Source organism: Paenibacillus sedimenti (assembly GCF_014534655.1).
Lineage (GTDB): Bacteria > Bacillota > Bacilli > Paenibacillales > NBRC-103111 > Paenibacillus_E > Paenibacillus_E sedimenti.
This window is the reverse complement of sequence record NZ_JACVVD010000003.1, coordinates 409,901-436,555: the sequence shown is the minus strand read 5'-3', so window position 1 is coordinate 436,555 and position 26,655 is coordinate 409,901. Positions and strand designations below refer to the sequence as shown.

The 26,655-nt window shown below is 46.5% G+C and carries 30 protein-coding genes; 29 read left to right on the top strand and 1 reads right to left on the bottom strand.

What is annotated here, in order from left to right; all coding sequences use genetic code 11:
- The first annotated feature begins 2 nt into the window (after window positions 1–2).
- The 17 genes from ICC18_RS10700 to trpA all read left to right on the top strand — a co-directional run bounded on the left by ICC18_RS10700 (window position 3) and on the right by trpA (window position 15,458).
- Complete coding sequence (locus tag ICC18_RS10700; protein WP_188174379.1) at window positions 3–737, top strand: demethylmenaquinone methyltransferase; 735 nt, start codon at window positions 3–5, stop codon at window positions 735–737.
- Window positions 738–744: 7 nt separating this feature from the next.
- Window positions 745–1,620, top strand: a complete 876-nt coding sequence (locus tag ICC18_RS10695) for a UbiA-like polyprenyltransferase (RefSeq protein WP_188174378.1) — start codon at window positions 745–747, stop codon at window positions 1,618–1,620.
- Complete coding sequence (locus tag ICC18_RS10690; RefSeq protein ID WP_188174377.1) at window positions 1,617–2,222, top strand: UbiX family flavin prenyltransferase; 606 nt, start codon at window positions 1,617–1,619, stop codon at window positions 2,220–2,222. The genes ICC18_RS10695 and ICC18_RS10690 overlap by 4 nt, the downstream gene beginning before the upstream one ends.
- A complete protein-coding gene (locus tag ICC18_RS10685; protein ID WP_188174376.1) occupies window positions 2,209–3,072 on the top strand; it encodes a menaquinone biosynthesis protein in 864 nt (287 codons plus the stop codon). The genes ICC18_RS10690 and ICC18_RS10685 overlap by 14 nt, the downstream gene beginning before the upstream one ends.
- Window positions 3,069–4,046 carry a heptaprenyl diphosphate synthase component II gene (gene hepT, locus ICC18_RS10680; RefSeq protein ID WP_188174375.1) on the top strand — a complete coding sequence of 326 codons (978 nt, stop codon included), beginning with the start codon at window positions 3,069–3,071 and terminating at the stop codon, window positions 4,044–4,046. The genes ICC18_RS10685 and hepT overlap by 4 nt, the downstream gene beginning before the upstream one ends.
- A gap of 301 nt (window positions 4,047–4,347) precedes the next feature.
- Window positions 4,348–4,791, top strand: coding sequence for a nucleoside-diphosphate kinase (gene ndk / locus ICC18_RS10675; protein ID WP_188174374.1), 444 nt, complete (start codon window positions 4,348–4,350; stop codon window positions 4,789–4,791).
- 141 nt (window positions 4,792–4,932) lie between these two features.
- On the top strand, window positions 4,933–5,715 hold the full coding sequence (locus ICC18_RS10670; protein WP_188174373.1) for a CheR family methyltransferase: 783 nt from the start codon (window positions 4,933–4,935) through the stop codon (window positions 5,713–5,715).
- A gap of 135 nt (window positions 5,716–5,850) precedes the next feature.
- A complete protein-coding gene (locus tag ICC18_RS10665) occupies window positions 5,851–6,015 on the top strand; it encodes a hypothetical protein (protein WP_188174372.1) in 165 nt (54 codons plus the stop codon).
- A 298-nt stretch (window positions 6,016–6,313) separates the two neighbouring features.
- Window positions 6,314–7,477 (top strand): chorismate synthase, encoded by a 1,164-nt coding sequence (gene aroC, locus ICC18_RS10660; RefSeq protein WP_188174371.1) that lies wholly within the window; start codon window positions 6,314–6,316, stop codon window positions 7,475–7,477.
- Between the two features lies 1 nt (window position 7,478).
- Window positions 7,479–8,573 carry a 3-dehydroquinate synthase gene (gene aroB / locus ICC18_RS10655; RefSeq protein ID WP_188174370.1) on the top strand — a complete coding sequence of 365 codons (1,095 nt, stop codon included), beginning with the start codon at window positions 7,479–7,481 and terminating at the stop codon, window positions 8,571–8,573.
- Between the two features lie 3 nt (window positions 8,574–8,576).
- The gene (gene aroH / locus ICC18_RS10650) at window positions 8,577–8,954 is read left to right on the top strand and encodes a chorismate mutase (RefSeq protein WP_188174369.1); all 378 of its coding nucleotides are present in this window, start codon (window positions 8,577–8,579) and stop codon (window positions 8,952–8,954) included.
- Between the two features lie 333 nt (window positions 8,955–9,287).
- The gene (trpE, locus tag ICC18_RS10645) at window positions 9,288–10,835 is read left to right on the top strand and encodes an anthranilate synthase component I (RefSeq protein ID WP_188174368.1); all 1,548 of its coding nucleotides are present in this window, start codon (window positions 9,288–9,290) and stop codon (window positions 10,833–10,835) included.
- A gap of 69 nt (window positions 10,836–10,904) precedes the next feature.
- Window positions 10,905–11,945: an anthranilate phosphoribosyltransferase gene (trpD, locus tag ICC18_RS10640; RefSeq protein WP_188174367.1), complete on the top strand. Its 1,041-nt coding sequence runs from the start codon at window positions 10,905–10,907 to the stop codon at window positions 11,943–11,945.
- Window positions 11,935–12,738, top strand: a complete 804-nt coding sequence (gene trpC, locus ICC18_RS10635; RefSeq protein ID WP_188174366.1) for an indole-3-glycerol phosphate synthase TrpC — start codon at window positions 11,935–11,937, stop codon at window positions 12,736–12,738. Before trpD ends, trpC begins: the two co-directional genes overlap by 11 nt.
- Window positions 12,739–12,765: 27 nt before the next feature.
- Window positions 12,766–13,455: a phosphoribosylanthranilate isomerase gene (locus tag ICC18_RS10630; protein WP_376745627.1), complete on the top strand. Its 690-nt coding sequence runs from the start codon at window positions 12,766–12,768 to the stop codon at window positions 13,453–13,455.
- Between the two features lie 74 nt (window positions 13,456–13,529).
- Window positions 13,530–14,648 carry a tryptophan synthase subunit beta gene (gene trpB, locus ICC18_RS10625; RefSeq protein WP_376745626.1) on the top strand — a complete coding sequence of 373 codons (1,119 nt, stop codon included), beginning with the start codon at window positions 13,530–13,532 and terminating at the stop codon, window positions 14,646–14,648.
- A gap of 3 nt (window positions 14,649–14,651) precedes the next feature.
- Window positions 14,652–15,458 (top strand): tryptophan synthase subunit alpha, encoded by an 807-nt coding sequence (gene trpA, locus ICC18_RS10620; RefSeq protein ID WP_188174363.1) that lies wholly within the window; start codon window positions 14,652–14,654, stop codon window positions 15,456–15,458.
- 39 nt (window positions 15,459–15,497) lie between these two features.
- Here the strand turns inward: trpA and ICC18_RS10615 are convergent, their stop codons facing one another.
- On the bottom strand, window positions 15,498–16,073 hold the full coding sequence (locus tag ICC18_RS10615; RefSeq protein WP_188174362.1) for a hypothetical protein: 576 nt from the start codon (window positions 16,071–16,073) through the stop codon (window positions 15,498–15,500).
- Between the two features lie 171 nt (window positions 16,074–16,244).
- On the opposite strand from ICC18_RS10615, the gene hisC reads away from it, so the two are divergent.
- The 12 genes from hisC to qcrB all read left to right on the top strand — a co-directional run bounded on the left by hisC (window position 16,245) and on the right by qcrB (window position 26,641).
- Window positions 16,245–17,345, top strand: coding sequence for a histidinol-phosphate transaminase (gene hisC, locus ICC18_RS10610; protein WP_188174361.1), 1,101 nt, complete (start codon window positions 16,245–16,247; stop codon window positions 17,343–17,345).
- A 25-nt stretch (window positions 17,346–17,370) separates the two neighbouring features.
- Window positions 17,371–18,459, top strand: coding sequence for a prephenate dehydrogenase (locus ICC18_RS10605; protein WP_188174360.1), 1,089 nt, complete (start codon window positions 17,371–17,373; stop codon window positions 18,457–18,459).
- Between the two features lie 171 nt (window positions 18,460–18,630).
- Window positions 18,631–19,494 carry a polysaccharide deacetylase family protein gene (locus ICC18_RS10600; RefSeq protein ID WP_188174359.1) on the top strand — a complete coding sequence of 288 codons (864 nt, stop codon included), beginning with the start codon at window positions 18,631–18,633 and terminating at the stop codon, window positions 19,492–19,494.
- 415 nt (window positions 19,495–19,909) lie between these two features.
- The gene (locus ICC18_RS10595; RefSeq protein ID WP_188174358.1) at window positions 19,910–20,491 is read left to right on the top strand and encodes an RNA polymerase sigma factor; all 582 of its coding nucleotides are present in this window, start codon (window positions 19,910–19,912) and stop codon (window positions 20,489–20,491) included.
- A 7-nt stretch (window positions 20,492–20,498) separates the two neighbouring features.
- Complete coding sequence (locus ICC18_RS10590) at window positions 20,499–21,128, top strand: anti-sigma factor family protein (RefSeq protein ID WP_188174357.1); 630 nt, start codon at window positions 20,499–20,501, stop codon at window positions 21,126–21,128.
- A gap of 63 nt (window positions 21,129–21,191) precedes the next feature.
- Window positions 21,192–21,770, top strand: a complete 579-nt coding sequence (locus ICC18_RS10585) for a histidine phosphatase family protein (RefSeq protein ID WP_188174356.1) — start codon at window positions 21,192–21,194, stop codon at window positions 21,768–21,770.
- Window positions 21,771–21,915: 145 nt separating this feature from the next.
- A complete protein-coding gene (locus ICC18_RS10580) occupies window positions 21,916–23,061 on the top strand; it encodes a hypothetical protein (protein ID WP_188174753.1) in 1,146 nt (381 codons plus the stop codon).
- Between the two features lie 191 nt (window positions 23,062–23,252).
- Window positions 23,253–23,441 carry an IDEAL domain-containing protein gene (locus ICC18_RS10575; protein WP_188174355.1) on the top strand — a complete coding sequence of 63 codons (189 nt, stop codon included), beginning with the start codon at window positions 23,253–23,255 and terminating at the stop codon, window positions 23,439–23,441.
- Window positions 23,442–23,587: 146 nt separating this feature from the next.
- Entirely contained in the window at window positions 23,588–24,625 is a 1,038-nt protein-coding gene (locus ICC18_RS10570; RefSeq protein ID WP_223192471.1) for an LCP family protein, read from the top strand.
- A 66-nt stretch (window positions 24,626–24,691) separates the two neighbouring features.
- Window positions 24,692–25,123: a DUF2487 family protein gene (locus ICC18_RS10565; protein ID WP_188174354.1), complete on the top strand. Its 432-nt coding sequence runs from the start codon at window positions 24,692–24,694 to the stop codon at window positions 25,121–25,123.
- 283 nt (window positions 25,124–25,406) lie between these two features.
- Window positions 25,407–25,952 carry a QcrA and Rieske domain-containing protein gene (locus ICC18_RS10560; protein ID WP_188174353.1) on the top strand — a complete coding sequence of 182 codons (546 nt, stop codon included), beginning with the start codon at window positions 25,407–25,409 and terminating at the stop codon, window positions 25,950–25,952.
- A 17-nt stretch (window positions 25,953–25,969) separates the two neighbouring features.
- On the top strand, window positions 25,970–26,641 hold the full coding sequence (qcrB, locus tag ICC18_RS10555) for a menaquinol-cytochrome c reductase cytochrome b subunit (protein ID WP_188174352.1): 672 nt from the start codon (window positions 25,970–25,972) through the stop codon (window positions 26,639–26,641).
- Window positions 26,642–26,655 lie beyond the last annotated feature (14 nt).

The window sequence follows — 26,655 nt, the reverse complement described above, 5'->3', positions numbered from 1 at the left end:
AGATGAACACGACAAAAACGAAATCCAAAGAAGAATTCGTTCATTCCGTCTTTGAAAGCATTGCTCCGAAATATGATTTGATGAACGATATTTTGAGCTTCCGCAGGCACAAAGCATGGCGCAAGTTTACCATGAGCAAAATGAATGTGAAGCCGGGCAGTACAGCTATAGACTTGTGTTGCGGTACCTGTGATTGGACGATCAGTCTGGCACAAGCAAGCGGCAACGGCAAGATGGTCGGACTTGATTTCAGTCAAAACATGCTGGATTACGGGGCTGAGAAAATTAAACAGCTTCACTTGGACAGTCAGATCCAATTAATTCAAGGAAATGCCATGAGTCTTCCGTTTGACGATAACTCGTTTGATTATGCTACCATCGGATTTGCATTGCGCAATGTTCCCGATCTGGAGCAAGTTATCCGTGAAATGCAGCGGGTCGTCAAGCCCGGAGGCTTAGTGGTGTCACTGGAGTTATCCAAACCGACATGGGAACCCTTTAAATCCATTTATTATTTCTACTTTCAGCGTGTACTGCCTTTCCTAGGCAAGCTTATTGCCAAACGTTACGAACAGTACAAATGGCTGCCGGAATCATTAATCCATTTTCCAGATCATAAGCAGCTTGCCGCTATTTTTGCCAAACAGGGGCTGCAAGATGTACAGGCTTACCCCCTAACGGGCGGCATTGCAGCATTGCACATTGGCACCAAGGGGAAAATGAAATCAGGAGTGTAATTTTGCTATGTTTACTAAATTAAAAATTTTTCTGGAAATGATTAAGTTTGAACACAGCGTATTTGCTTTACCATTCGCCTTCATGGGTGCGATATTAGGCTCAGTCGTCCTTAACGGACAATTACCTTCTTGGATGCAAATTCTATGGATTACATTAGCTATGGTTGGGGCGAGAACAGCCGCGATGTCATTGAATCGCGTAATTGATAGAGCAATAGACAAGAAAAATCCTAGAACTGAGAATCGGGCAATACCAGCAGGCTTAATCAGCATTAAACAGGTATCTTTATATATCATTTTATCTTTTGCATTGTTGTTCTGGGCAACTTCCAATTTAAGTTCTCTTTCCATGAAACTGCTGCCGATTGCAGTGTTTTTTCTTGTTATTTACTCGTATACGAAGAGATTTACTTGGGCGTGCCACTTTGTGCTGGGCTTAACGCTTGGCCTTGCGCCATTAGGCGGATGGATCGCCGTAACCGGGCAATTCACTTGGTCGTCAATCGTTTTCTATTTGACCGTCGTTTTCTGGAGCACTGGATTTGATCTCATCTACGCTTGTCAGGATGCCGATTTTGACCGCAAGGAAGGATTATATTCCTTGCCCAGCCGTTTTGGAATTAAAGCTGCGCTAATGACGGCTCGTGTGCTGCACGCATTAACAGCCGTCGGCCTAATCACTTTGTTCTTTATGACGCATTTAAGCTGGTTCTACTTAATCGGACTTGTAATTGCTTATATCCTTTTATACAAGGAACATCGTCTCGTCTCACCCAACGACCTGTCCAAACTGAATGCGGCTTTTTTCACAATGAACGGCGTGCTAAGTTTAGTGGTGTTTGCGTTTACCCTGCTTGACGTCTTCGTGACGCAGCGCACATGAACGGTAACTGGGTTATAGGCATTACAGGCGCTAGCGGAGCGATCTATGGGGTGAGACTCTGCCAAGTACTGCTCACACAAGGACAAGATGTGCATCTGATTATTACGGAGGCTGGATGGAGGGTTCTCCATGATGAATTGGACTGGAATGTAAGCAAGCGCAAAGAAACGCTGGAAGCACATTTTGGCGGTTTGAAAGGCACTTATAAATTTCATCCGATTGCAGATATTGGAGCATCTGTAGCCAGTGGATCTTTTCGAACACGCGGCATGGTTGTAATCCCTTGCTCAATGGGAACGTTATCAGGAATTGCGCGGGCTGCATCCGATAATTTGTTGGAACGTACAGCTGACGTGATGCTCAAAGAAGGCAGAACATTAATATTGGTACCGAGAGAAACACCACTGCATGCCATACATTTAGAAAATATGCTCACCTTGTCGAGAATGGGTGTTCGTATGCTTCCGGCGATGCCTGCTTTTTATAATCGGCCGAGTTCCATCGATGAGATGGTGGACTTCTTGGTGGGCAAAGTGTTGGACAGCATGAATATAGAGCATTCCTTATATCGGAGATGGGGAGAGAACGATGAGCAGTCATAACCCTAAGATACGTATCGGCAGAATCAATTACACCAATGTATGGCCCATATACTACTATTTTCCTGAGCTTATGAAGAGCGATGATGTACAAATTATTGAGCAAGTGCCGACCTCGCTCAATCGGGCGATGGCAGCCGGTGAAATTGACATGGGACCGATTTCTTCCTTCGCCTATGGAGAGTCTTTTGAATATTATTCGCTTTACCCTGATTTATCCGTCAGCGCCTATGGAGAAGTCAATTCCATTCTTTTGTTTCATGAAAAGCCTCTGCGTGAAATCGCAAACGGACGTATCGTCTTGCCGACAACGTCGGCGACTTCCGTCAACCTGCTCAAGATCATTCTTGAGAAATTCTACAACGGTAAGCCGACATATGAATTTGCGAGCCCCAATTTGGACGAAATGATGCAGCAGGCGGATGGCGCTTTATTAATCGGCGATGATGCCATCAAGGAAAACTGGCGCAATCGTAAGTATATGATTACGGATCTTGGGCAAGAATGGGCGAAATGGACCGGTCAATGGATGTCGTTCGCCGTGTGGGCCATACGCAAAGAGACTGTGGAGCAATACCCTGAACTGGTGTCGCAAGTGTTCGAAGCTTTCTTGAAGAGCAAGTTCAAAGCTCATAAGCAGCCCGCTGAAATGATTCAAGAAGCACAGCAGAAAGTGGGCGGAACGGAAGCTTACTGGCATCATTATTTTCATACATTATGCTATGATTTCGGACAGGAGCAATGGGATGGGCTCCAAATGTATTACAAGTATTGCTATGAACTTGGTTTCCTGTCTAAGCCGGCTATCATCGGCATCTGGTCAGAGAAAGAAAAAGCACGGGTGACAGAATGAAAAATTTATTGGATATTTATGCAAGGAAGAAAAAAGATATCGCGGCTATTGAAAAAGAGCTGGAGGAAAGTGTTTACACCGACCACGCTATGCTCAAAGAAACGTCGCTGCACCTGCTCAAGGCTGGAGGGAAGCGGATCCGTCCTGTTTTCGTCCTGCTTTCCGGGGAGTTCGGCCATTATCAGCTTCAAACCATGAAGCACGTAGCCGTTCCACTAGAGCTCATTCATATGGCGACGTTGGTGCATGACGATGTCATCGACGATGCGGATACGAGAAGAGGTCAATTAACGGTTCGTTCGAAGTGGGATAACCGAATTGCGATGTATACAGGGGATTACATCTTTGCCAAGGCGCTTGGCGTCATTACGCAGATCCATAAACCGGCCGTACATCAGATCATGTCCAAAGCGATTGTGGAAATGTCGATCGGCGAAATGGAGCAAATTCGTTTCTTCTTTAATGCGGAACAGACGATCCGGGATTACTTACTTAGAATTAGGCGCAAGACCGCGCTGCTGATCGCCATTTCATGCCAGCTTGGAGCGATGGCGGCCGATGCGCCTGATTGGGTAAGCAACAAGTTGTATTCATTCGGGTATAACGTAGGGATGTGCTTTCAAATCCGCGACGATATCCTGGATTTGATCGGGACTGAAAAACAACTCGGGAAACCGCCTGGCAACGATGTGAAACAGGGAAACATCACCCTCCCGGTCTTGTTCGCCATGCAAAATCCTGAACTCAAACCGCTTATTCTTTCCGAACTGGACCGGATCCATAAACTCGATGGACAGACTGATGTCAGTCGATTCCTGGATATCATCCGAAATAGCGAAGGCATTGACAGAGCTGACGCGCTTTCTCAGAAATATATCGACAAAGCTATTGCAGCACTAGACCAGCTGCCTGACAAGCAAGCCAAAAAAGATCTAATCGAAGTCGCATATTTTATCGGCAATCGTTCTTATTAATTTCCGGCCTCCATTTGAGAAATGCTTCCAAGAAGTGTAAACTAGTTGTAAATACATATTAAATAATTAAATAAGAGTTTTTAAAAGTGCGCTTTCAAAACCGAGAAGGTTGGACTTCCCGGTTTCGTTCAAGATTCGATGCCGAGATACATCCTGAAATACTTCGTTTTGAGATAAACCTCTATCGAAGTCTTTCGAAGATGAGCGACCGCGTTCAAATGTAGGTTTATTCGCCAATCAGACTTTCGTCTGATGTGGACAAAGTGGACTTTTAAAACTACCTTAGGAGGCTGTCCGTATTATGGAGAAGACATTCTTAATGGTCAAACCAGACGGCGTGCAACGCGGGCTTATCGGTGAGATCGTAAAACGCTTTGAGCAAAAAGGCTTCCAACTGGTCGGAAGCAAGCTGGTGCACATTACGAAAGAGCAAGCGGAGCTGCACTACCAAGAACATAAAGGTAAGGACTTTTACGAAAGATTAGTCAATTTTATTACATCCGGACCTGTTTTCGCGATGGTATGGCAAGGCGATCAAGTTATTGCGTTATCACGCGCGATGATCGGGAAAACAAACTCGCTTGAGGCAGCACCTGGTACGATACGTGGAGATTACGCCATACATACGCATTTGAACCTGATTCATGGTTCGGACTCGCCGCAAAGCGCTGAGCGGGAAATCGGCAACTTCTTCAAACCGGATGAACTCGTGGACTATAGTAAAGTGATTCAGCAGTGGATCTAATGATCATACATAAGCAACAGCCTGCGATCTAAGTATTGCGGGCTGTTTTGCTATGAAAATGTAAGTTTTTGTCGTTATTTGCAGGGAAAAAGCACCCGCATATAGAATTAATGATCAAGCAAAGGCTAAGGTGGGTGTATCATGGAGGATCAGGATTTTTTATTGTTTATAAAAAAAGTGAAAGACTATACGGCCATTGACTTGGCCCTGTATAAAGAAGCACAAATGAAGCGCCGTCTTACAACACTTCGGATGAAGCGCGGGCATCAGACATTTGTAGCCTTTTTTGATGCAATGATGAAAGACAAAGAACTTTTCTATGAGTTCTTGGATCGGATGACGATTAACGTATCGGAGTTTTGGCGTAACCCGAATCGATGGGAGGTCGTTGAACAACGGTTTATTCCCGAGATGCTGCGCAAAAACCGCCGGCTCAAAGTTTGGAGCGCCGCCTGTTCGACAGGGGAGGAACCTTATACGCTGGCTATGATATTAGCCGAGCAAGGAGCGCTGAGTGATGCGCATTTGCTGGCTACGGATATTGATGACGGCGCCTTGGAGAAAGCGCGCAAAGGCGTTTATCTGGATCGTTCATTGCGGGACGTCCCGGAAAAATATGTGAAAAAATATTTTCGTCAGGACCAAATGATGTTTCATGTGTCTGACGAGCTGAAGCGCGCGATAAAATTTCAAAGGCAGAACTTGCTGGTGGATGCGTTCGATACCGGATTTGATCTCATCGTTTGTAGAAACGTTATCATCTATTTTACGGAAGAAGCGAAGCATGTCTTGTATCAAAAGTTCTCCAAAGCATTGAAGCCGGGTGGACTCTTGTTCGTGGGTTCAACTGAGCAAATTTTTTCCCCGGGACAATATGATCTGGAACCTGCTGATACGTTCTTTTATCGAAAAAAGGGAGTATAACTTCTTCCATATCTTCCAATACTAAGATATATACGAGGGCTCAGCTGATGCATACGAAGCAAGCTCTCCTACGGAAAGCTCAGCATACGCTTACGAAGAAAGTTTTCCTAACAGAAAACTCTTAGGAGGGTACAAATGGACAAACGAAAAGTGATTACCGCTTATCGCAGGGGAATGATCTCGATCCAGGAATGCGCGCAAATATTGGGTGTTGATTCGTTGCAAATCATGGGACTGATGAACGATCCGCAAATGGTTGAAAGTCCAAGAGTGGTTCAAAAGCAGCCGATGCACGGTTAGTTGTTCTTGTTCGGACCGGATATTGACACGCTTTCGCTTAGAGGAACGTTCCTCGAAGGCGAAGCGTGTTTTTGCTTTTTTACGGAAGCCCCCGAAAGTATTCGAATACGCACAAAGGATTTCTTCACTTTTACGAGATATGTTCTGTTGCCAAACCTGATGACCTATACTATAATGACAAAAGATAATCGCGCGTCAAAGCGCTAAAGTGTTCAGCATATTATTATGGCGGAAATAGGAAATCGTATTGCTTACAAACTCAGTTTTTCTACGTGAAACTTTTAGGGGGTAACGGATTGTGAGATACTTAACGGCAGGGGAAACGCACGGCCCGCAGCTCACTGCAATTATTGAAGGGTTCCCAAGTAATGTAACCCTGAACTTCGAAGATTTGAACTTTCAATTACATAGACGTCAAAAAGGCTACGGTCGCGGTCGTCGGATGCAAATTGAGAAAGATACTGCTGAAATTGTAGGCGGTGTTCGCCATGGTAAAACAACAGGAGCTCCGATAGCGCTTGTCGTTGTAAATAATGACTGGAAGCATTGGACATCCGTGATGGGGATTGAAGCCGCTCCTGAGGATAGCGAAGGCAAGCGCCGCGTCAATCGTCCTCGTCCGGGACATGCCGATCTGAATGGCGGCCTCAAATATAATCAAAAAGATTTGCGCAACATTTTGGAGCGTTCCAGTGCCCGTGAGACGACGATGCGCGTTGCAACGGGTGCCGTGGCTCGTCAACTGCTTGCCGAATTCGGCATCAAAGTAGCCGGACAAGTCATCCGTATCGGCGATGTCGAAGCGCAGCGCCAAGAGCTGCCGCTTGAAGAGCTGATCCGTATTACGGAAGAATCACCGGTGCGTGTCGTGGATAAAGACGCTGAAGCGAAAATGATTGCGGCTATCGATGCAGCCAAAGAAGATGGAGATACACTTGGCGGTATCGTCGAAGTGATCATTGAAGGCGTACCAGTAGGACTTGGAAGCCACGTGCAATGGGATCGCAAACTTGATGGTAAAATCGCGCAAGCCGTTTTGTCCATTCAAGCGTTCAAAGGCGTTGAATTCGGTATCGGCTTTGAAGCGGCCGAGCGCAGAGGCTCGAATGTGCATGACGAAATTTTGTATACCGAAGAGGGCGGCTTCCGTCGCAGAACTAACCGTGCCGGCGGCTTCGAAGGCGGTATGACAACCGGTGAACAAATCGTCGTACGCGGCGTCATGAAACCTATTTCTACATTGTACAAACCTCTGCAAAGCGTAGATATCGATACCAAAGAAGTATTTACAGCCCAGGTTGAACGTTCCGATACTTGTGCGGTTCCTGCAGCAGGCGTCATTATGGAGAATGTCATCGCATGGGAAGTGGCGAATGCTTTCCTGGAAAAATTCGGCGGCGACTCGATCGAGGAGATCCGCGCGAATTTGAACAATTTCCTGGCCCAAGTGGAGAGTTACTAAGATGAGAGAACTTACCGTCGATTTGGGAGAACGGTCTTATCCTATTTATATCGGCCAAGGCATTTTGAACAATATCGCTGGTCTCTTCGAAAAGCACCAGCTAAGCCGCAAATCGCCGATGCTCGTCATCACCGATGACGAGGTGGCTCCGCTGCACCTGGAGCGCGTCATGGCGCTGCTCCGTGAGGGCGGCTTCGCCGCTACGGCCTGCATCGTGCCCGCAGGCGAACCGACCAAATCCCTCGCGCAGCTCGAGGGAATCGTAACTGCCGCCCTAGAGGCGGGCCTCGATCGCAGCTCTGCGATCGTCGCCCTCGGAGGGGGCGTGGTCGGCGATCTCGCCGGCTTCGCCGCGGCGAGCTTCATGCGCGGGATCCGCTTCGTGCAGATCCCTACGACGATCCTTGCCCACGACAGCAGTGTCGGCGGCAAGGTAGCCGTGAACCATCCGATGGCGAAGAACATCATCGGCGCGTTCCACCAGCCGGAGCTTGTTCTCTTCGACATCGACACGCTGCTGACTTTGCCGTCCCGCCAAGTGAAGGCGGGACTCTCGGAAGTGATCAAGCACGGCTTGATCTGGGACGAAGCTTTTACGCAATGGTGTGACGACAACGCGGAGAAGCTGCTTGCTCTGGATCCGGAAGCGCTGAGCTACGCACTGTACATCGGCTGCAAAGTGAAATCGATCGTTGTGTCCCAAGACGAACGGGAGAACGACCTCCGCGCGATTCTCAACCTCGGACATACGATCGGTCATGCGTTGGAAGCCGTAGCGGGTTATGGCGAATTGCTGCATGGCGAAGCGATTGCCATCGGCATGGTGGGTGCGGCTAAGCTTGCGCAGCAGTTTGGTTATGACGAGAACATTCATACGGTTACTAAGAACTTATTCCTAAAATACGGATTGCCGGTAAGCATACCAGCTCACCTGGATACGGGCAGCATCATGAATGCCATGATGCACGATAAGAAATTCAAAGAAGGAACTATGGTATACATCATTCCGACGGAAATCGGCAAAGTCGAGATCCGCAAGGATGTTACGGTTGCGCAAGTAAGGCAAATTGTGGAGCTTTTAAAAGGGGAGAGTTAGGCGATGTTCGTAAGGGGAATTCGCGGTGCGACGACGGTTGAACATAACGAAGAGCAGGAGATTCTGAATGCAACGGCGGAACTGCTCCGTGCGATTGTGGATGCCAACGATTTTCGGCCGGAAGATATTTGCTCGGTATTCATAACGGTAACTGGGGATATTACCGCTACGTTTCCCGCTCGTGCCATTCGTACGATGGTCGGTTGGGAATTAGTGCCTCTCATGTGTTCCTTGGAAGTTCCCGTGGAGAACTCCTTGGCCAAATGCATTCGCTTGATGGTGCAGGTCAACACGACCAAAGGGCAAGCCGAGATGAATCACGTATACTTGAAGGAAGCGAAAGCGCTGCGCCCGGATATTGTGAAATTGACAAATGCTTAAGTGCGGTAGTATAGTGAAGATAGATGAGTGAGCATTGAGCAGAGTAGAGCTGAGTTTAGTTGAGTAGAGCAGAGATGAGCTGAGAAAAGGTACCAATGCGTTTGGTCTAAGATGGGATGAGTCTCCTTTCGTGGGGTACGTCTGCTTATCCATACCGTCGTTGTTTTCTTTTTTCATATCTTGCTAGTCTTCTACGATAACTAAAGTCAAACCTCTACTTCGGTAGAGGTTTTTTGTTTCCATATGAATAAACATGCTTCGCGCACATGAGAAGGAATAGGGCTGAAAGTGCTAAATGCGAGTACAGCTTTCAAGCCGAGAGGGGATGTTACCATGTACACACCTGAAATTCAAGAAGTGATCCGGCTGGCCAAAGACCATAATTTAATTCCCGTGGTTCGACATCTATTGGCGGATACCGAAACGCCGATACGCGTATTTCAACATCTATATCAAGAAAGGAGGGCGTTCCTGCTGGAAAGCGTGGAAGGTGGCGTAAAATGGGCCAGATATTCCTTTCTTGGCAGCGACCCTTTCCTGATGATAAAGGCCAAGCATGGGAAGACCGAGGTTGAGACACCAACGGAGACAACAGTGTCCGAAGAGAAGCCGATTGATGTTCTAAAAGCTTACCTTCGTTCCTACTCGAGCCCACAGCTCGCCGACTTGCCTCGTTTTACGGGCGGTGCGGTTGGATTTTTCGGATATGACTTGCTGCAATATTACGAAAAACTGCCAGCTCATCAAGTCGACGATTTGCAAATGAACGATATTCAGTTCATGTTCTGCGATCAAGTTATCGTATTTGATCACTTCAAACAGCAAATTAAGGTGATTGCGAACGTTCACGTACCGCCTTTTGCGACGGACGCAGACATCGTCAAAGCGTATCATGCGACTTGTGAGAAAATCGATGCGACCATCGAGAAAATCAAACGTCCGCTGAGCGCGGATACGATGACGCACAATCCGATTGTATCGGAGCCGGCACTTGGGGACGTAAGATCGAATATTACGAAAGATAAGTTTATCGCGAACGTGGAAAAAGCAAAGGAATATATTCGGGCAGGCGATATTTTCCAGGTTGTCCTCTCCCAGCGTTTTGAGATTGAAACGAAAGTTTCACCGTTGCAAGTGTATAGAGTGCTGCGCACGATGAATCCTTCTCCTTATATGTACGTTCTGAAAATGGATAATGAAGTGATTGTCGGCACATCGCCTGAGCTTTTGGTCCGGGTTGAAGAAGAAAAGGTGGAGACAAGACCTATCGCGGGAACAAGACCCAGAGGGAAAACGCCGGAAGAAGATCTCGCTTTGGAGAAAGATCTGCTTGCGGATGAGAAAGAACGTGCAGAGCATCTCATGCTAGTCGATCTGGGACGCAATGATATCGGTCGCGTATCGGAATTCGGAACGGTCAAATGCGACACTTTCATGGATGTCGAGCGTTATTCTCACGTCATGCATATCGTCTCGAACGTATCGGGTAAGATCGCCAAGAACAAAGACTTCTTCGATGCTTTTCTTTCATGCATGCCGGCTGGTACCGTGTCCGGAGCACCTAAGCTGAGAGCAATGGAGATCATTGCGGAGCTTGAGCCTGAGTCCCGCGGCGCTTATGCCGGAGCGATCGGTTATCTCGGATTTTCCGGAAATCTTGATACGTGCATCACGATTCGAACCATTATTTTCAAAAATGGTAAAGCTTATGTACAAGCCGGAGCCGGAATCGTATGGGATTCGGTGCCTGAGAGCGAATATCAAGAAACTGTTAATAAAGCGATGGCGTCGATCAAATCGATACGGATGGCTGAGGCGATGTTCAACCCTGAACCAAGACCGGTGAGTGAAATCAACAAAGATTATTTTGTCAATTCATAGGGAACGTATGGAGAGCCTATGCTTACGATGCAAGTTTTCTCACGAAAACGCTAAGGAGGATGAGATTCGGTGAGTCAACACATTTCTGTACAACAAGCAATCGGCAAAGTGGTTAGCGGCGGACACTTGAGCCGTGAAGAAGCGCGGGGCGTGATGTCGGAAATTATGGAGGGCGCGGCAACGCCGGCTCAGATTGGCAGTCTGCTGACAGCTCTGCGCATCAAGGGAGAGACCCTGGAGGAGATTACCGGCTTCGCGGAGACGATGCGCAGTAAGGCTGTACAGGTAAGCGTGCAGCAAGCGAACCTGCTGGATACGTGCGGCACAGGCGGCGATGGCGCGGAGACGTTCAATATTTCAACAACCGCTGCGATAGTTGCGGCAGCTGGCGGTATTCGCGTAGCGAAGCACGGCAATCGCGCAATGTCCAGCAAAAGCGGCAGTGCGGATGTGCTTGAAGCGCTGGGCGTAAACATTACGCTCAGTGGCGAACAAGCAGCGTTGTGTTTGGATAAAGTAGGCATCTGTTTTATGTTCGCACAAGCCTATCATCAATCGATGAAGCACGTTGCAGCACCGCGTCGAGAGCTGGGAATTCGCACTGTGTTCAACTTGCTTGGACCGTTGACGAATCCTGCTGGAGCTGACCGCCAAGTGCTTGGCGTATTCGACAGTTCGAAGACTGAGCTGATCGCGCAAGCGCTGCAGGCATTAGGATTGAAACGTGCGCTGGTGGTGGCAAGTGAGGATGGACTGGATGAATTCAGTATTTCGGCACCGACCAAAGTTACCGAACTCAAAATCGATACGATCAGCACTTATATGATTACACCGGATGATCTGGGTTTACGCGCTCACAGTATTAAAGATGTGGCCGGTGGCGACGCGCAACTTAACGCTGAGCTTATCCGTCATATTTTTGCAGGTGAAAAGGGACCCCATCGTGATATTGTGCTTGCTAATGCAGCTGCTTGCTTCTACGTAACGGGCCATGTTGGAACCTTACAGCAAGGTGTCAAGCTGGCCGCGGACGTTATTGATTCGGGCCGGGCTGAGCAAAAATTGAACGATCTAATCCAATTTACAGGAGAATTAAGCCATGTTTCTTGATAAAATCGTAGCCACTAAGCTAGCCGAAGTCGAAGCCATGAGCAGCTTCTCCGTGAAGGATGCTGAGAAACGGATTGCTGCGCTTCCTCCTTGTTTGGGCTTTCAACAAGCACTTACCACTCGCAAAAATCGCGCCATGGGACTTATCGCAGAGGTGAAGAAAGCTTCCCCTTCCAAAGGCTTGATTCGCGCTGATTTTGACCCGGTTGGATTGGCGCAAGCTTATCAACGTGCAGGTGCCGATTGCATCTCCGTGCTGACGGACGTGCAGTATTTCCAAGGAAGCAATGAATACTTAAGCGCTGTGCGTAAGGCGGTGAACGTTCCTCTTCTGAGGAAAGATTTTACGATTGATGCGAAGCAAATTTACGAGGCACGTTTGATTGGAGCGGATGCCATTCTGCTCATAGCGGCGATTTTGACCACGGAGCAGATGAAGCAGTATCTTGCTTTGGCAAGCGATCTGGGACTTGATGTGCTCGTTGAGGTGCATGACCGTGAAGAGTTAGAGCGCGCATTGGAGCTGGATACGCAGCTGATCGGAATCAATAATCGTAATTTAAAAACGTTCGTAACGGACTTAAAAACAACCGAGGATCTCATTCAATATATACCTCCCGAGAAAACAGTCGTTAGCGAGAGTGGAATTTCGTCTACGCAAGACATGGCCTATCTGCAGCAAATTGGAGCTCAAGCCGTACTGATTGGCGAGCATTTTATGCGGCAACCTGTTGTGGAAGAGGCTGTGTACGATTTGATGGGAGCACGCAGTCAAACATCAAACCAGCTGTAATAGAAAGAGGCGAAACAGATGGCTGTCCTGACGTCACCAACCGTAAAAATCTGTGGACTTCAAAGCGTTGAAGTGTTAAAATCGATCCTGCATTTGCCGATTGCCCATATCGGTTTTGTCTTTGCGCCAAGCAAGCGCCAGCTCACGCCTGAAAAAGGAGGGGAGCTGATCGCTTTTTTGAAATCCGAAGCCGGGAAAGGTATAGACGTACCTCTGACTGTTGGGGTATTTGTCAATCCGAGCGAGGAAGAGCTGGAACAAACACTTGCTGCAGCTCCGCTCGATGTGGTTCAGCTGCACGGCAAGGAGACTCCCGCTTTTTGTCTGCGGGTGCGTGAGCATTTTCAAGTAAAAGTGTTCAAATCGGTTTCGATTTCCAAATCGGAAGACTCCATGCCTTCCGCAGAAGCCGTTGCTGCTCAGCTTGATCCTTATCAGGGAACGGTCGATGCCATTTTGCTCGATACGTTTGATCCCGTATATGGGGGAGGTTCAGGGAAAACCTTCGCCTGGGACTGCATCCCGGTTTATCAGGAATGGACGCGTCGCGCAGGCGTTCAACTGCTTGTAGCAGGCGGTCTTCAGCCGGATAACGTTGATCAACTGGTGGATGCGTATGGGCCAGATGGCGTGGACGTTTCCAGCGGCGTTGAAACCGATGGTGTGAAAGATATCGCGAAAATTACCTCATTTGTGGAAAGGGTGACCCGGAAGTGACGCAAGTTCCTGACCAGCATGGCAGATTTGGCAAATTTGGCGGCCGATACGTACCGGAAACGCTAATGAACGCACTGATCGAGCTTGAAGAAGCTTATGAAAAATATAAAAACGACCCTGATTTCATAGAGGAAGTCCGTTATTTGCAAAAACAATATTCAGGCAGACCAACCCCGTTGTATTACGCGGAGCGTTTGTCGGAGAAGCTTGGCGGCGCCAAAATCTATTTGAAACGCGAAGACCTGAACCATACTGGAGCTCATAAAATCAATAACACGATCGGACAAGCGGTTCTCGCCAAACGCATGGGTAAGAAGAAAGTGATCGCTGAGACGGGAGCGGGTCAGCATGGCGTGGCATCAGCTACGGTAGCTGCACTGCTGGGATTCGAATGTAAGGTATTCATGGGTGAGGAAGACACAAAGCGTCAAGCGCTTAACGTATTCCGGATGAAACTTCTCGGTTCGGAAGTTATTCCCGTTACTTCGGGCACTCGTACACTGAAGGACGCGTGTAACGAGACACTTCGTTATTGGGTGAGCCATGTAGAAGACACCTATTACATCCTTGGTTCGGTTACAGGTCCACATCCGTACCCGATGATGGTTCGTGACTTCCAACGCGTGATCGGTGACGAATCCAGGGAGCAAATCCTCGAAGCCGAGGGAAGATCGCCTGATGCGGTCATTGCCTGTGTCGGCGGCGGCAGCAACGCGATGGGGATATTCTACCCTTTTGTCCAAGATACGGGTGTTAAACTGATCGGGGTTGAAGCGGCAGGTCGAGGCGTAGATACAGAAGAGCATGCAGCGACGATGACGAAGGGGATGCCTGGCGTGTTCCAAGGCTCGATGAGTTACCTCTTGCAGGATGAGTACGGACAAGTGCTGCCGGCGCATTCGATATCCGCAGGGCTGGACTATCCTGGAATTGGGCCGGAGCATTCGTATTTAAAAGATATTGAGCGTGCAAAGTACGTCCCAATTACGGATCAGGAAGCGCTGGATGCACTTCAGCTCTTGAGCCGAACAGAAGGCATTATTCCGGCTTTGGAAAGCGCGCATGCGATTGCCGAGACGGTCAAGCTTGCACCGACGATGTCTAAGGATCAAATCATCATAGTTAGTCTCTCCGGACGCGGTGACAAAGACGTGGATGCCATTATGGACTATTTGGGCATAGGGAGGGAATAGGCGATGAACCGTATTGATCAACGATTTGCCGAGCTCCGGGAGCGCGGGGAGACTGCGCTTATTCCATTCTTGACCATAGGGGATCCTTCCTTGGAAGCTTCGGTTGAGCTCATTCTGGAGATGGAGCGTTCTGGCGCTGATCTTATCGAGCTGGGGGTTCCTTATTCGGATCCTCTGGCGGATGGTCCTGTCATTCAGCGTTCATCCGAGCGGGCACTGCAGCGCAGAATCTCGATCTTTGATGTTATCAATGTAGCTAATGAGGCTCGCAATAGAGGCTCAAAGCTGCCATTTATATTGTTTACTTATTACAATCCTGTCCTGCAGATCGGTCTTGAACGCATTTTCAAACTGATGCAGGAAAATGAGATCAGCGGCGTCATTATTCCCGACCTTCCGCTGGAAGAAGACAGCGAGACACGAGCGATCGCCGATAGCTATGGCGTTCATCTGATTCCGCTTGTAGCACCGACATCGAATGAGCGTGTTAAACGCATCGCAGCAGGTGCTAAGGGCTTTGTGTACTGTGTATCGTCACTGGGAGTCACCGGCGTTCGTTCCGAATTTTTCGGAGGTGTCGATGATTTTCTTGCGACGGTTAGAGAAGCGGCCAGCGTGCCGATCGTCGTTGGATTCGGTATTTCTAACCGCGAACAGGTGCAGCGATTCGAAAAGCTTTGCGACGGTGTTGTAGTGGGCAGTGCGATCGTCCGTACCATCGAGGAGGTTTTGCACCATCTGAAGGATGACAGTGCGCATCCTGAAGGAATATCGAAGATTGGCAGTTTTGTATCCCAATTGAAACGTTAAGGACTAACCTTGCTAAACGGTTTTGTTTAGCAGGGTTTTTTACTTTTCAGCCGCTTCAGATTGAAAATGCTTGAATAAATCCGTGATCCATTTTGCGAGAACCACGACGATGAAATAGGCCAGAAACAAGTAAAAGTAATTCATCCAACCATACAAATGGAACAAATTGAAAGCTGAAAGTATTGGTTTATACACAAATGCGAAAATGCCACTCAGTACAGCTGCGGCTAAATAATAATTTTTCTTGCGGTTAAGGGTCCACTGATACATTAGCATGTAAGCAATGGGAGCCAAGGACGCATCCAAAGAAACGCTTGCAGGCAAGGGTGGAAACATCATATATGGAAATCCCCATAAGTATTCACGCACACCGTATTCATGAATGTAAGTTGCCATCATATGAATACTAAAGCCGTAAAACCCTAATTGGAAGGCTCTTCTTTTATCCATTAAAAACCATAAAAATATTAAGGGCAGCAGCAGGCACGCAATGTTAAACCAAAACTGCCACGTACTTAAGTTAGAATAATGCTTCCAATATTCGACCCACAGATTTGTGGTAACTGTTTCATGATTCATTATTTCTTCAAACGCCTTCTGTTGTTCAGATGTCATATGTATACTCCTTACATCTCTGTTATTTGTTAATATGCTTTATTTTGGACGATCCTACGCAGATAGACAGCAAATTTTATATTTTCTATTTACTGTTCAGCTTTAAAGCGTTACACTCTTTAATAGCGGTATAATGAAGAAGTCTTAACTATTTTTGATGAGGTGACCTGCATGCAACCGAAGCAAACGATTGTCCATTTACCTGTGTATCAACCGGGTAAGCCTATTGAAGAAGTTAAACGCGAGCTAGGTCTGAAAGAAGTAATTAAACTTGCTTCCAATGAGAATCCATTTGGCAGTTCTCCCAAAGCTAGAGCAGCGATCGAAGATGAACTTTCCAATATCAGTTTATATCCGGACGGTGGGGCGGTGGAATTGACTGCGGCTGTCGCTAACCATCTTGATGTGCAAACGAACCAGATTATTTTCGGCGCAGGTTCTGACGAAGTCATTCTCATGCTGGCCAGGGCATTCCTAGTGCAAGGCGACGAAACAGTCATGGCTACCCATACATTCCCGCAATATAAGCATAACTGTGAAATCGAGGGGGCAATCTCGATTGAAGTGCCTCTAAGAGACGGTACTCATGATCTGGATGCGATGCTTGCCGCGATTACAGACAAAACGAAAATCGTCTGGATTTGCAACCCGAACAATCCAACAGGCACAATGAATACTGACGCGGAAATCAAAACATTTTTGGCCAAAGTTCCGGCGCATGTATTGGTTGTACTGGATGAGGCTTACTGTGAGTACAACACCACAGGCGAATATCCGAACAGTATTGAATTGATCGGTCAATACCGCAATGTTATCGCTTTGCGTACATTCTCCAAGATTTACGGCTTGGCTTCTCTGCGCATCGGTTATGGTGTGGGGCATCCGGATGTGATTCGTTCCATCAATCAAGTTCGTGAGCCGTTCAACACAACTCGTTTCGCACAAGCGGCAGCCGTAGCAGCAATCAAAGATCAAGACTTTATCAATAGTTGCAGAGAAGCGAATACAGCCGGCTTGCAATATTTAACCGAGCAATTCGATAAACTCGGACTGACAGCTTTCCCGGCGCATGGTAACTTCATTATGGTGAATGTTGGTCGCCCTGCAGGCGCTGTATTTGATGGCTTGCTTCGCAAAGGTATCATTGTTCGCGGAGGGCACCAGCTTGATTTCCCAACATCCATTCGTGTTACGATAGGCAACCGTGAACAAAATGAAAAGTTCATTGCCGCACTGACAGCCGTGCTTGCTGATGTTGCCGTTCAAGCATAATTCATTTAGATAAAAGGTTGATTTCATGACGAAAATTGCGATATTCGGCGTAGGGCTGATCGGAGGATCTATTGCCTTATGCTATAAAGGTAAACCAGGATTTACGGTGGCGGGCCATTCCCCGAACCCCAGATCCGTCGAAAAGCTGCTCCATCGCGATGTTGTAGATATCGCTACGACATCAATGGAGGAAGCGGTGGAAGGAGCGGATTACATCTTTCTTTGCGTGCCTGTAGGCATGTTGGAGGATTATGTCAAACAGTTAGTGAAGCTTCCCCTTAAGCCAGGGTGCATTATTACGGATGTTGGCAGTACGAAAGCCTCAATTACAGAGAGCGCAGCAGCGCTTAACATAGAGGGCGTTCACTTTATCGGTGGACACCCGATGGCTGGCTCAGAGAGACATGGTGTAGAAGCCGCGTCCTCACACTTGTTTGAGAATGCGTTCTACGTTTTGACGCCTGCAGCGGGAACACCGCAAGCCGTCGTCGATCGGTTGGCCGCGTTGCTGAAATCGACCAAAGCCCAGATTGTACAAGTAGACGCCCGCGAGCATGATGATATCGTAGGAGCAATTAGTCACTTGCCGCATATCATTGCCGTTGCTTTGGTCAATCAAGTGAGGGGTTACAATGCTTCGAATCCGCTCTATCAGAATTTAGCCGCCGGCGGCTTTAGAGATATTACGCGAATCGCTTCCAGCGAGCCGATGATATGGCGTGATATTCTCGTTAATAATCGGGAAGTTTTGCTGCGTCTGATTAAGGATTGGAATGTTGAGATTTCGCGCTTTATCGATTTGCTTGAGCATAGCGATGGAGAGGGAATTGCAGAACAGTTTCGTATTGCAGGTGAGTTCCGGAGTCAACTGCCGGAACGACGCAAAGGGATGATTACATCCTTATATGATATTTATGTCGATATCCCCGACCATCCAGGCATTATCGGTCAAATTACTACAGTTCTTGGCAATGCAAGAATTAATTTGAGCAATATTCAAATCATCGAAAGCCGCGAAGATGTACCCGGTGTTCTTCGTCTTTCGTTTCGAAATCAAGAGGACGCTGACAGGGCCGGGGGACTTTTGAAGCAAGAGTACGCTGTCCACGTTTAATAGTCCATTCACTCGAAAAAACAAGCTGGTATCTAGCCTTTTGCAACCAAAAGGAGAGAGGAGACCGGCTTGTTTTTTATTAATTTATGTAATATTCAAATCTAGCAAGGTATGCTATAATGACATCTGCTGTTATATGTATATTACGATATTGTGGGGCGAAAGAACTATATGATCCATAGAAGGTGGAAAGCTTTTCTAATTATTTTGATAGTGGTTGTTAATTTTTTTCCCTCTCTGGTTCGTGCGAACGATGTCATTTATTCGAATCAAGTTTCTGTACTCGTTTATCACCACATCGATGATCACACGGAAGGCGGCGTAACGATTTCCACAAAACTATTCGAAAATCAATTAGAAGCTTTGAAGCGCAAAGGGTATCAATTCATTTCGCTGGATCAATTTAAACAATTCATGTCCAAGGGAACCGGTATTCCGGACAATGCTATTTTGGTTACTTTCGACGATGGCTATAAAAGCTTCTACACAAATGCCTATCCCATATTAAAAAAAATGAGCGTACCTGCAGTTAATTTTGTTATTACCAATAAATTGGAGGATCCTCTGGGTGGCCAAACCCCGTATTTATCCGGAAGCGAAATTATTCAGATGAGAAAAGAGTATCCGGATATTGATTTCCAAAGCCACTCGGATTCGATGCATGCCACGCGGGACGGGAAGCCGATGCTCACGAATAAAATAGTGAAAGACGGCCTTGCCGAGACGGACGATCAGTTTAAGCAAAGAGTTATAAATGATACCAAGACATGTACCCGTAAACTAAATGAGTTACATGGCTCCCAAACAGAAGATGCTTACGCCTATCCATTTGGCAGCTATGACAACCAAACAATGGAGTTGCTAATGCAAGCTGGTGTTCAATACGGGTTTACGACGAAAAATGGGATGGTCACCAGACAAACTGATCCGATGCAAATTCCTCGTATTAATGCAGGCAGCCCATATGTTCGAGCGAAGTCCGTCAACAATCTGATCAAGCAAGCTTTGCGCCATCAACTGCAAACCATTCATTAAGAGAAAATGATACGTAACCGTTTTCAAAAAAGTTATTGACAAATTGAAAACGTATACATATAATAAAAGTACAGTATGGTTTCTCTCCACTCCTATCCGATAATCGCACCATAAGTGCAACCGCCGATCCGGCGGTTTTTTTTTTGTTTTTATACCATATTTTTGGGATTTTATTATACAATGGAAAAGACGGGCTGTTGTTTGCAACAGACATGTGCCAATCGGAATTAACAAATTTTTGTCGAATTGAGCAGGAATTTCGCAATCAATCAAGAAAGTTTATAGACTAACATCTTTCGTCATGTCCAATTCATATTTTATTAACAAAAAAACGCAACTTTTCACTCCCGGTGCAGTACAACATGTATGAGCAGCTGGGAGTGCTACCCGGAATCGCAAGGAGGGTCGCCACGTAATGACCGATTCCCAGTTGATCAGAGAAATCAAGGATGGAAACGTTCAGTTATACAATGAACTTATGCGTCGTTACGAGCGTAAAATCCTTGCATTTATTTTCCATATGCTGAAAAGCACTCAGATGGAAGCGATCGCCGAAGATCTTTGCAATGAAACTTTTTATAAAGCGTACCGCAGCTTGCACTCGTTCCGAGAAGTTGAGGCCTCTTTCTCAACATGGCTTTACACAATTGCCCGTAATACGGTTTTGAGTGAACTGCGCAAAAATAAAAGTGTTCAAGTTTCTTTGGAGCAAAGCGGACATACGCCGCATGCATCGTACGATGCGATGCCGGAACAGACGATGCTGAGAAACGAAAAGGTGTCTATGGTCCGTGAAGCGATCAACAGTTTGCCTGAAAAGCAAAGATCGGCGTTGATATTGCGCGAATACGACCAGTTGGATTATCAAGAGATCGCTAATATTTTGGGGCAGACGGTGAGTTCGGTGAAATCCTTGTTATTTAGAGCAAGAGCTTCTGTCAAGCTGCAGCTAGACCCCTATTTCAGTGAGCCGATATTCGAAGAATCGAAGGGATGAAAGAGCGATGAAGTGTAGTGACATTCAGGAATTATTTGGAGTTTATTGGGATTTGCCGAATGATGACCTGAGGCGTGTCGCGGTGGATAAACATATTGCGACTTGTCCGAATTGCGCCGAGGAATTTCAAATCTGGGAGGAAAGTACGCTACTCATTCGTTCTGTATCCATGTCCAGGGAGCTGCCCGATTATGAACCGATGGTATCCGAGAAGGTAATGAATCGGATTTATGAGAATGAGTCATGGCGAATCCCGGTACCGGAGCGCATGTATGCGATCTCCTACAAGCTTAGGAGAAATCTCACGGCCGTCATAGCATTTTGTTTAGCCTTATTCATTTTTAGCTTTCTTTTTGCGATCGTTTACGACGGGGGACCTCAAACCCCGATAGCAGCCGCCGATAATTCATTATTCGATCTGGAGGCGCCTCAGGCCTTAAAATCGAGCCAAACAGAGTCGATGAACGGCCATAAAATGGTCGATGCTGTGGCTAGCTTGAATCCAAGCTTTATGGAGCCGCTCCGTTTCCAAGTCGGGCCGATTCATTCCTATCCTCACTATTTACTGGTTATTTCCATATTAGGTTTAATCAGTACGATGCTCATTATGAATTGGCTGTCGCGCACTAAAGCATAATGCTCCGAAAGGAGCTTTTTTCATTTAGAGGTTGTTTAACTTTAAAAACACGGAGGTTCAGTAATGACCACAATTGGATTTATCCGTCATGGCAGTACAGAATGGAATCGACTCGGGAAGCTGCAAGGTCAGCTGGATACCGAATTGACGCAAGAAGGCAGAGATCAGGCGAAACAACTAGGCATCAGGCTGGCTAAAGAGCAATGGACAGGGATTATCAGCAGCGATCTGATTAGAGCGAAAGAGACAGGGCTTATTGTTTCGGAACTTTCAGGCATTCCATTTCTGGGTACGGACGTTAGATTGCGAGAGCGCAAATATGGATTGGTCGAAGGAACGACTGCTCCCGAAAGAGAAGCACGCTGGGGTATTGATTGGAAACAGATGAACTTAGGCCAAGAAACGGATTCGGAACTGCTCGCGCGATGGTATCAGCTGGAGGAAGAGTTGATTCGTCTTTATCCGGATAAGAAGCTGTTATTGATATCTCATGGCGGCTTCATCGTTCAGGTGCTTAGAGGACTTCAGATGGAACCGGAGGAGTTTCTGCAGAATACGTCATTGACGATTCTTTTGCGCAAGGACCTTGGATGGGAGCTTCAGTTGTACAATTGTTTGAAACATCTAAACTCTGAATCTTAATAATCTATTGATTACGAAGCACGGCTCCTACGAGGAGCGGTGCTTTTTTTGCCGCGAGCGGAATATTTTCGGAAAAAAATCCCATAATGGTTACTAGAATCGACGGAGCTGTACGCTTCGCAAACTGGGGGGCATAATGATGGAAATGAATCTAGCGGACATGCTCAGCTACGCCGATATTCATGAATTGAGCAGAATAGCCCACACCTACGAATGCGAATGTAATGGTCATTCCAAGAATGAGCTGATCCAATCTATTTTGAGCACAGCGCTGCGTAAAGAGATTTTTGAGCGCCATGTTCAAAGTTTGGATATGGAGGACATTCGGTTTCTTAACTCGCTGCTCTTCGATCAACGCAACGCTTTTAGTATGGAAGAGCTGATCGCTAGAGTGGGACAGTCACGTTTCTCCAAGCAAGATCAGGAGGAATGGAATCCGCGCGAGATGATCATCAAGTTTAAAAAGCTAGGCTGGTTGTTCAATGGATATTCGCAGCAGACGAAGTATTTGTTCCATGTTCCAAAAGATTTGAAGAAGCGCTTTAATGACGTATTGACCAAACAATTCAAAGCAAATCTGCAGATGACCAACGAGCCTGGGGTTTATCGGGATGAACAGATGTTGATAGTTGATGACATCAATCATTTCTTGACTTACATCGCTCAGCAGCAAGATGTACCACTTACAACTGAAGGTACGATGTATAAACGACAGCTGCAGCAAATTCTGGAACGCTTATCCGTACAAGAAGAAATGGTAGCCAAAGGGGCATGGAGGTTCGGATACGGCCGAAAGTTCAAGGAATACCCGAACCGATTCTCATTCATCTATGACTATTGTTATTACCATCAGCTTATAGCCGAGCACGAGCAATCCCTTCAATTGACAGATGTTGGGAAAGTGCGCCTGCAGGAAGGGACTAAGGAAAATCTTGCTGCCGTTTATCGTTTCTGGCTCCGGTTGTATAAGAATCCTATTCCGAACATTCAATCTATTTCATTATGGATTGATCGTCTTGCCGGTTCATGGGTAACGTCGGGGTCCCTTGGAGATGTGCTGGGTAAGTTAGTCAGACCGTTTTACTACGACAATTCAGAATCTATATTCGAGCAACGGATTTTACAAATGATGATGCATTTGGGCTTAATACGCATCGGCGAATATGAGGAGAAGGGAAAAGTGGTTCAAGTAACGAAGCTTGGAAGCAGTGTTATACAAGGGACGTATGTGGCCGAGGAAGATAAAGTTGTTTTCATGTTAGATCAACATGGAACGATCAATAATGCGTAAAAAATGTACGAATGGGTAAAAACACATTCCTTATTGAGCGGGCGATTGCAGTAAACGAAGAGGGACTGTGTGAATATGCTTTAATAGGAGCATACACAAACGCATCACATACATGGGTAAGAACAAGAACATATTTTCTGCGAAAATGAAAGCTCCTGACAAACCGCGGACAACATTTGGAGGTAGGTCCTATGGGAAAAATGAATGTATCTAACGATGCGCTGCTGGCACTTTTCGCGGAGATGGTTTGGGACGATGCCATACGCAAATATAAAGAGGAAAATCTCTACAAAGAGATTGACAGTGCTTTAGCCAAGGGAGATCAAGCGAAGTTCCTGGCCCTTACATCAGAGCTTAAAACCTTACAATCTTTGGGTTAATGCAGGTTTGGTGCCTTCCATATGCGGGTCTGAAAAGACATGTGAATTCACTTCACATGTCTTTTTGTGTATCTAAAAAAGAACCGAATCGTCCGTTCCTTCGTCAATTTAAATGAATAATGATTTCAATCACGAGGAGAACGTACATGAAAATAAAATTTTGGAGTCCGCGCAAGAACAAAGCATTTACAGCATTGATGATAATTATAGGTATGATCTTAGGCATTGTATCGGTATATGCAGTCTATTTAAACCATAAATTGAATCAGACTATTGACCATATTGCGGCACCTCAGCCTTTATTGGGGCCAAACTCAACGGCGGATGTCCCAGCAGGCCTCAGACCGATGAACCATCATACAATCGATTTAGATAAGCCGTTAACGTTCTTATTAACTGCGGTAGATGAAAGAGAAGGCAGCGAGGGATCACTTAATACTGACGTTATGATGCTTATCAGTGTCAATCCGGCAACACATCAAGCGACGGTCGTATCGATCCCTAGAGATCTGGAAGTTCGAGCGGAAGATTCGGGATTAGATTCTTCGCACAAAGCTAATTATTTCTACGCATACTTTTTCAATCAGAATAAAAATACGGCGCTATCTCAAACAAAGAAGCTGTTCAGTGACTTATACCAAGTACCTATCGATTATATGGCCGTTATCAACTTCGATGGTTTCCGTAAGCTGATCGATCAGCTTGGAGGCATGAAGGTTCAAGTAGACATGGATATGAAATATAGAGATGAAAGCGACGGTACAAACATCAATTTAACAAAAGGGTTACAGCATCTGAATGGCAAGCAGGTGCTCGATTTTATTCGTTATCGCAAATCGAATTTAGGGACCGAGGAATCGTCCGATTTGGCAAGAAATCAGCGGGAACAGCTGGTGCTTAATCAGTTAATGGATCAGCTGACATCGCTGAATGGCGTGACGGCCTGGGGCAAATTGCTTGATATCATTGGCGCCTCGGTTAAAACCGACATACCGGCAGACGAACTTCGCAAATTTACAACTTCCTACAAGTCGTTGAAGCCATCAAACGTTAACTATATACATCTGAACGGTGAGTGGGAAAGTCCTTATATTGTCGTGAAGCAGCAGGAATTGGAGCACGCGATTGCAGCGCTTCGAGAACAATCGGCTATTTCAATTGACAGTAGAGGAACGACGAATTAAAGTAACTATTAGAGCTTGCTTACATAGCAAGCTCTTCTTTTGTAAACGATATGGGAGGATCTGCATATGAAATTCAATGAAATTGAACATGATCAATGGCCGGATCTCAAGCCTTATTTGGACACTTGTTTGCTGCCGTTTACAGGATTAAGAGGATTCGAAGATCCGGCGCAAACCACCCTTGCGCTAGAGCAGCTCCGGGACGCCTTGGAAGCCATCGAGATCCCTTATAAAGGAAGAGTGGTGACTTATCCGGCGGTTCATTATATGACTGGTTTGGACGTGATGGAACAGTTGAATGCAATCAGCCTTCAATTGAAGCATGCAGGCTTCCGTTATGTGATTGTTCTTACTATACATACAGCGGCTGAACAGTGGAAAGCCGAGCATATGGATTTGCTGCTTGCTGTTGATATGCAAGATTGGACAAGCCAATCGAAAGACATCAAATCACGTATTTCCGAGCAAGTGCAGCAACTTTGGAAGCAAGGCGATTAACTTTTACTCCAGAACGTATTATTGGAAAAAAAGTTGTGCACGCTAAGGGGAGTAATCGATTTCTTGACCGTTAAAAAAGTTGTGACAATTTCGTTAAAATTTGTCTGAAGGCCAAGATTTCAGTGTTGGAAAAGGAGTTAAGGATTCTTGACGCCCTAGAAGTCGTAGGCTATTATTAGTAATGTCCTAGTTATGTAGTGTAATGTCGAACGACACGTGATAGAGGTAACTGAGCGTCCGAGAGGGTTCGGACTTCGGCCAATGTAGGAGGGTAGACCTGAGAATGAGTGATCACAACAATCACAATGAAGAACAGCATGGGAAGAAGCCGGGCACAAAACGCGAAATGTCCCGCCGACAATTTCTTTCCTACACCCTTGGTGGCGCCGGAGGGTTCATGGCGGCAGGTATGATGATACCAATGCTAAGGTTTGCTGTAGATCCAGTCCTTCAACCTAAGAAAGCGGCAGATTGGGTCAAAGTTGTAGAAGAAAGCAAAATTACAAATGTACCACAGTCGTTTACGTTTCAAGTCCATCAAGTGGATGGATGGTACGAAAGCGATGCCGAGCTCGTGGCATGGATCTCCAAAGGAAGCGATGGTAAGCCTTTTGCTTTGAATCCAACATGTAAACACCTTGGTTGTACGGTGAACTGGAACGACAATCCCGCTTACAAAGATCAGTATTTCTGTCCATGCCATGGCGCGCACTATACGCCAGACGGTAAGGCTCTTGCAGTAGCGCCAAAACCATTGGACGAGTACGCGGTTAAAGTAGAGAACGGGTTCGTTTATGTGGGTCAACTACAGGCTAACACACGAGTATAAGGAGGCGTCACGGTCAGATGTTTAAAAACGTATACAACTGGATTGACGAACGTCTTGATATTACGCCAATGTGGAGGGATGTAGCAGACCACGAGGTTCCGGAGCACGTAAACCCTGCCCATCACTTTTCCGCGTTCGTATATTGCTTCGGCGGATTGACGTTCTTTATAACGGTCATTCAAATTTTGTCAGGTATGTTTCTAACGATGTACTACACACCTGATATTATTAACGCTTATGCAAGCGTTGACTATTTGCAACATAAAGTGGCTTTCGGTGTTATCGTAAGAGGGATGCACCACTGGGGAGCCAGCCTTGTTATCGTCATGATGTTTTTACATACCCTGCGCGTGTTCTTCACAGGTTCTTACAAAGCTCCACGTGAAATGAACTGGGTTGTAGGCATGCTTATTTTCTTCGTTATGTTAGGTCTCGGACTAACCGGGTATTTGCTTCCGTGGGATAACAAAGCCTATTTTGCGACAAGCGTAACGCTCAAAATTATCGAATCCGCGCCATTAATCGGCGGATACGCGAAAACGTTACTGCAGGGCGGAGAAATTGTCGGAGCTCAAACACTGACTCGCTTCTTTGCTATCCACGTGTTCTTCCTGCCAGGCGTTCTGCTCGCTTTGCTTGCTGGACACTTCTTTATGATTCGCAAACAAGGTATTTCCGGACCGCTATAATTGAAAGGAGGAGC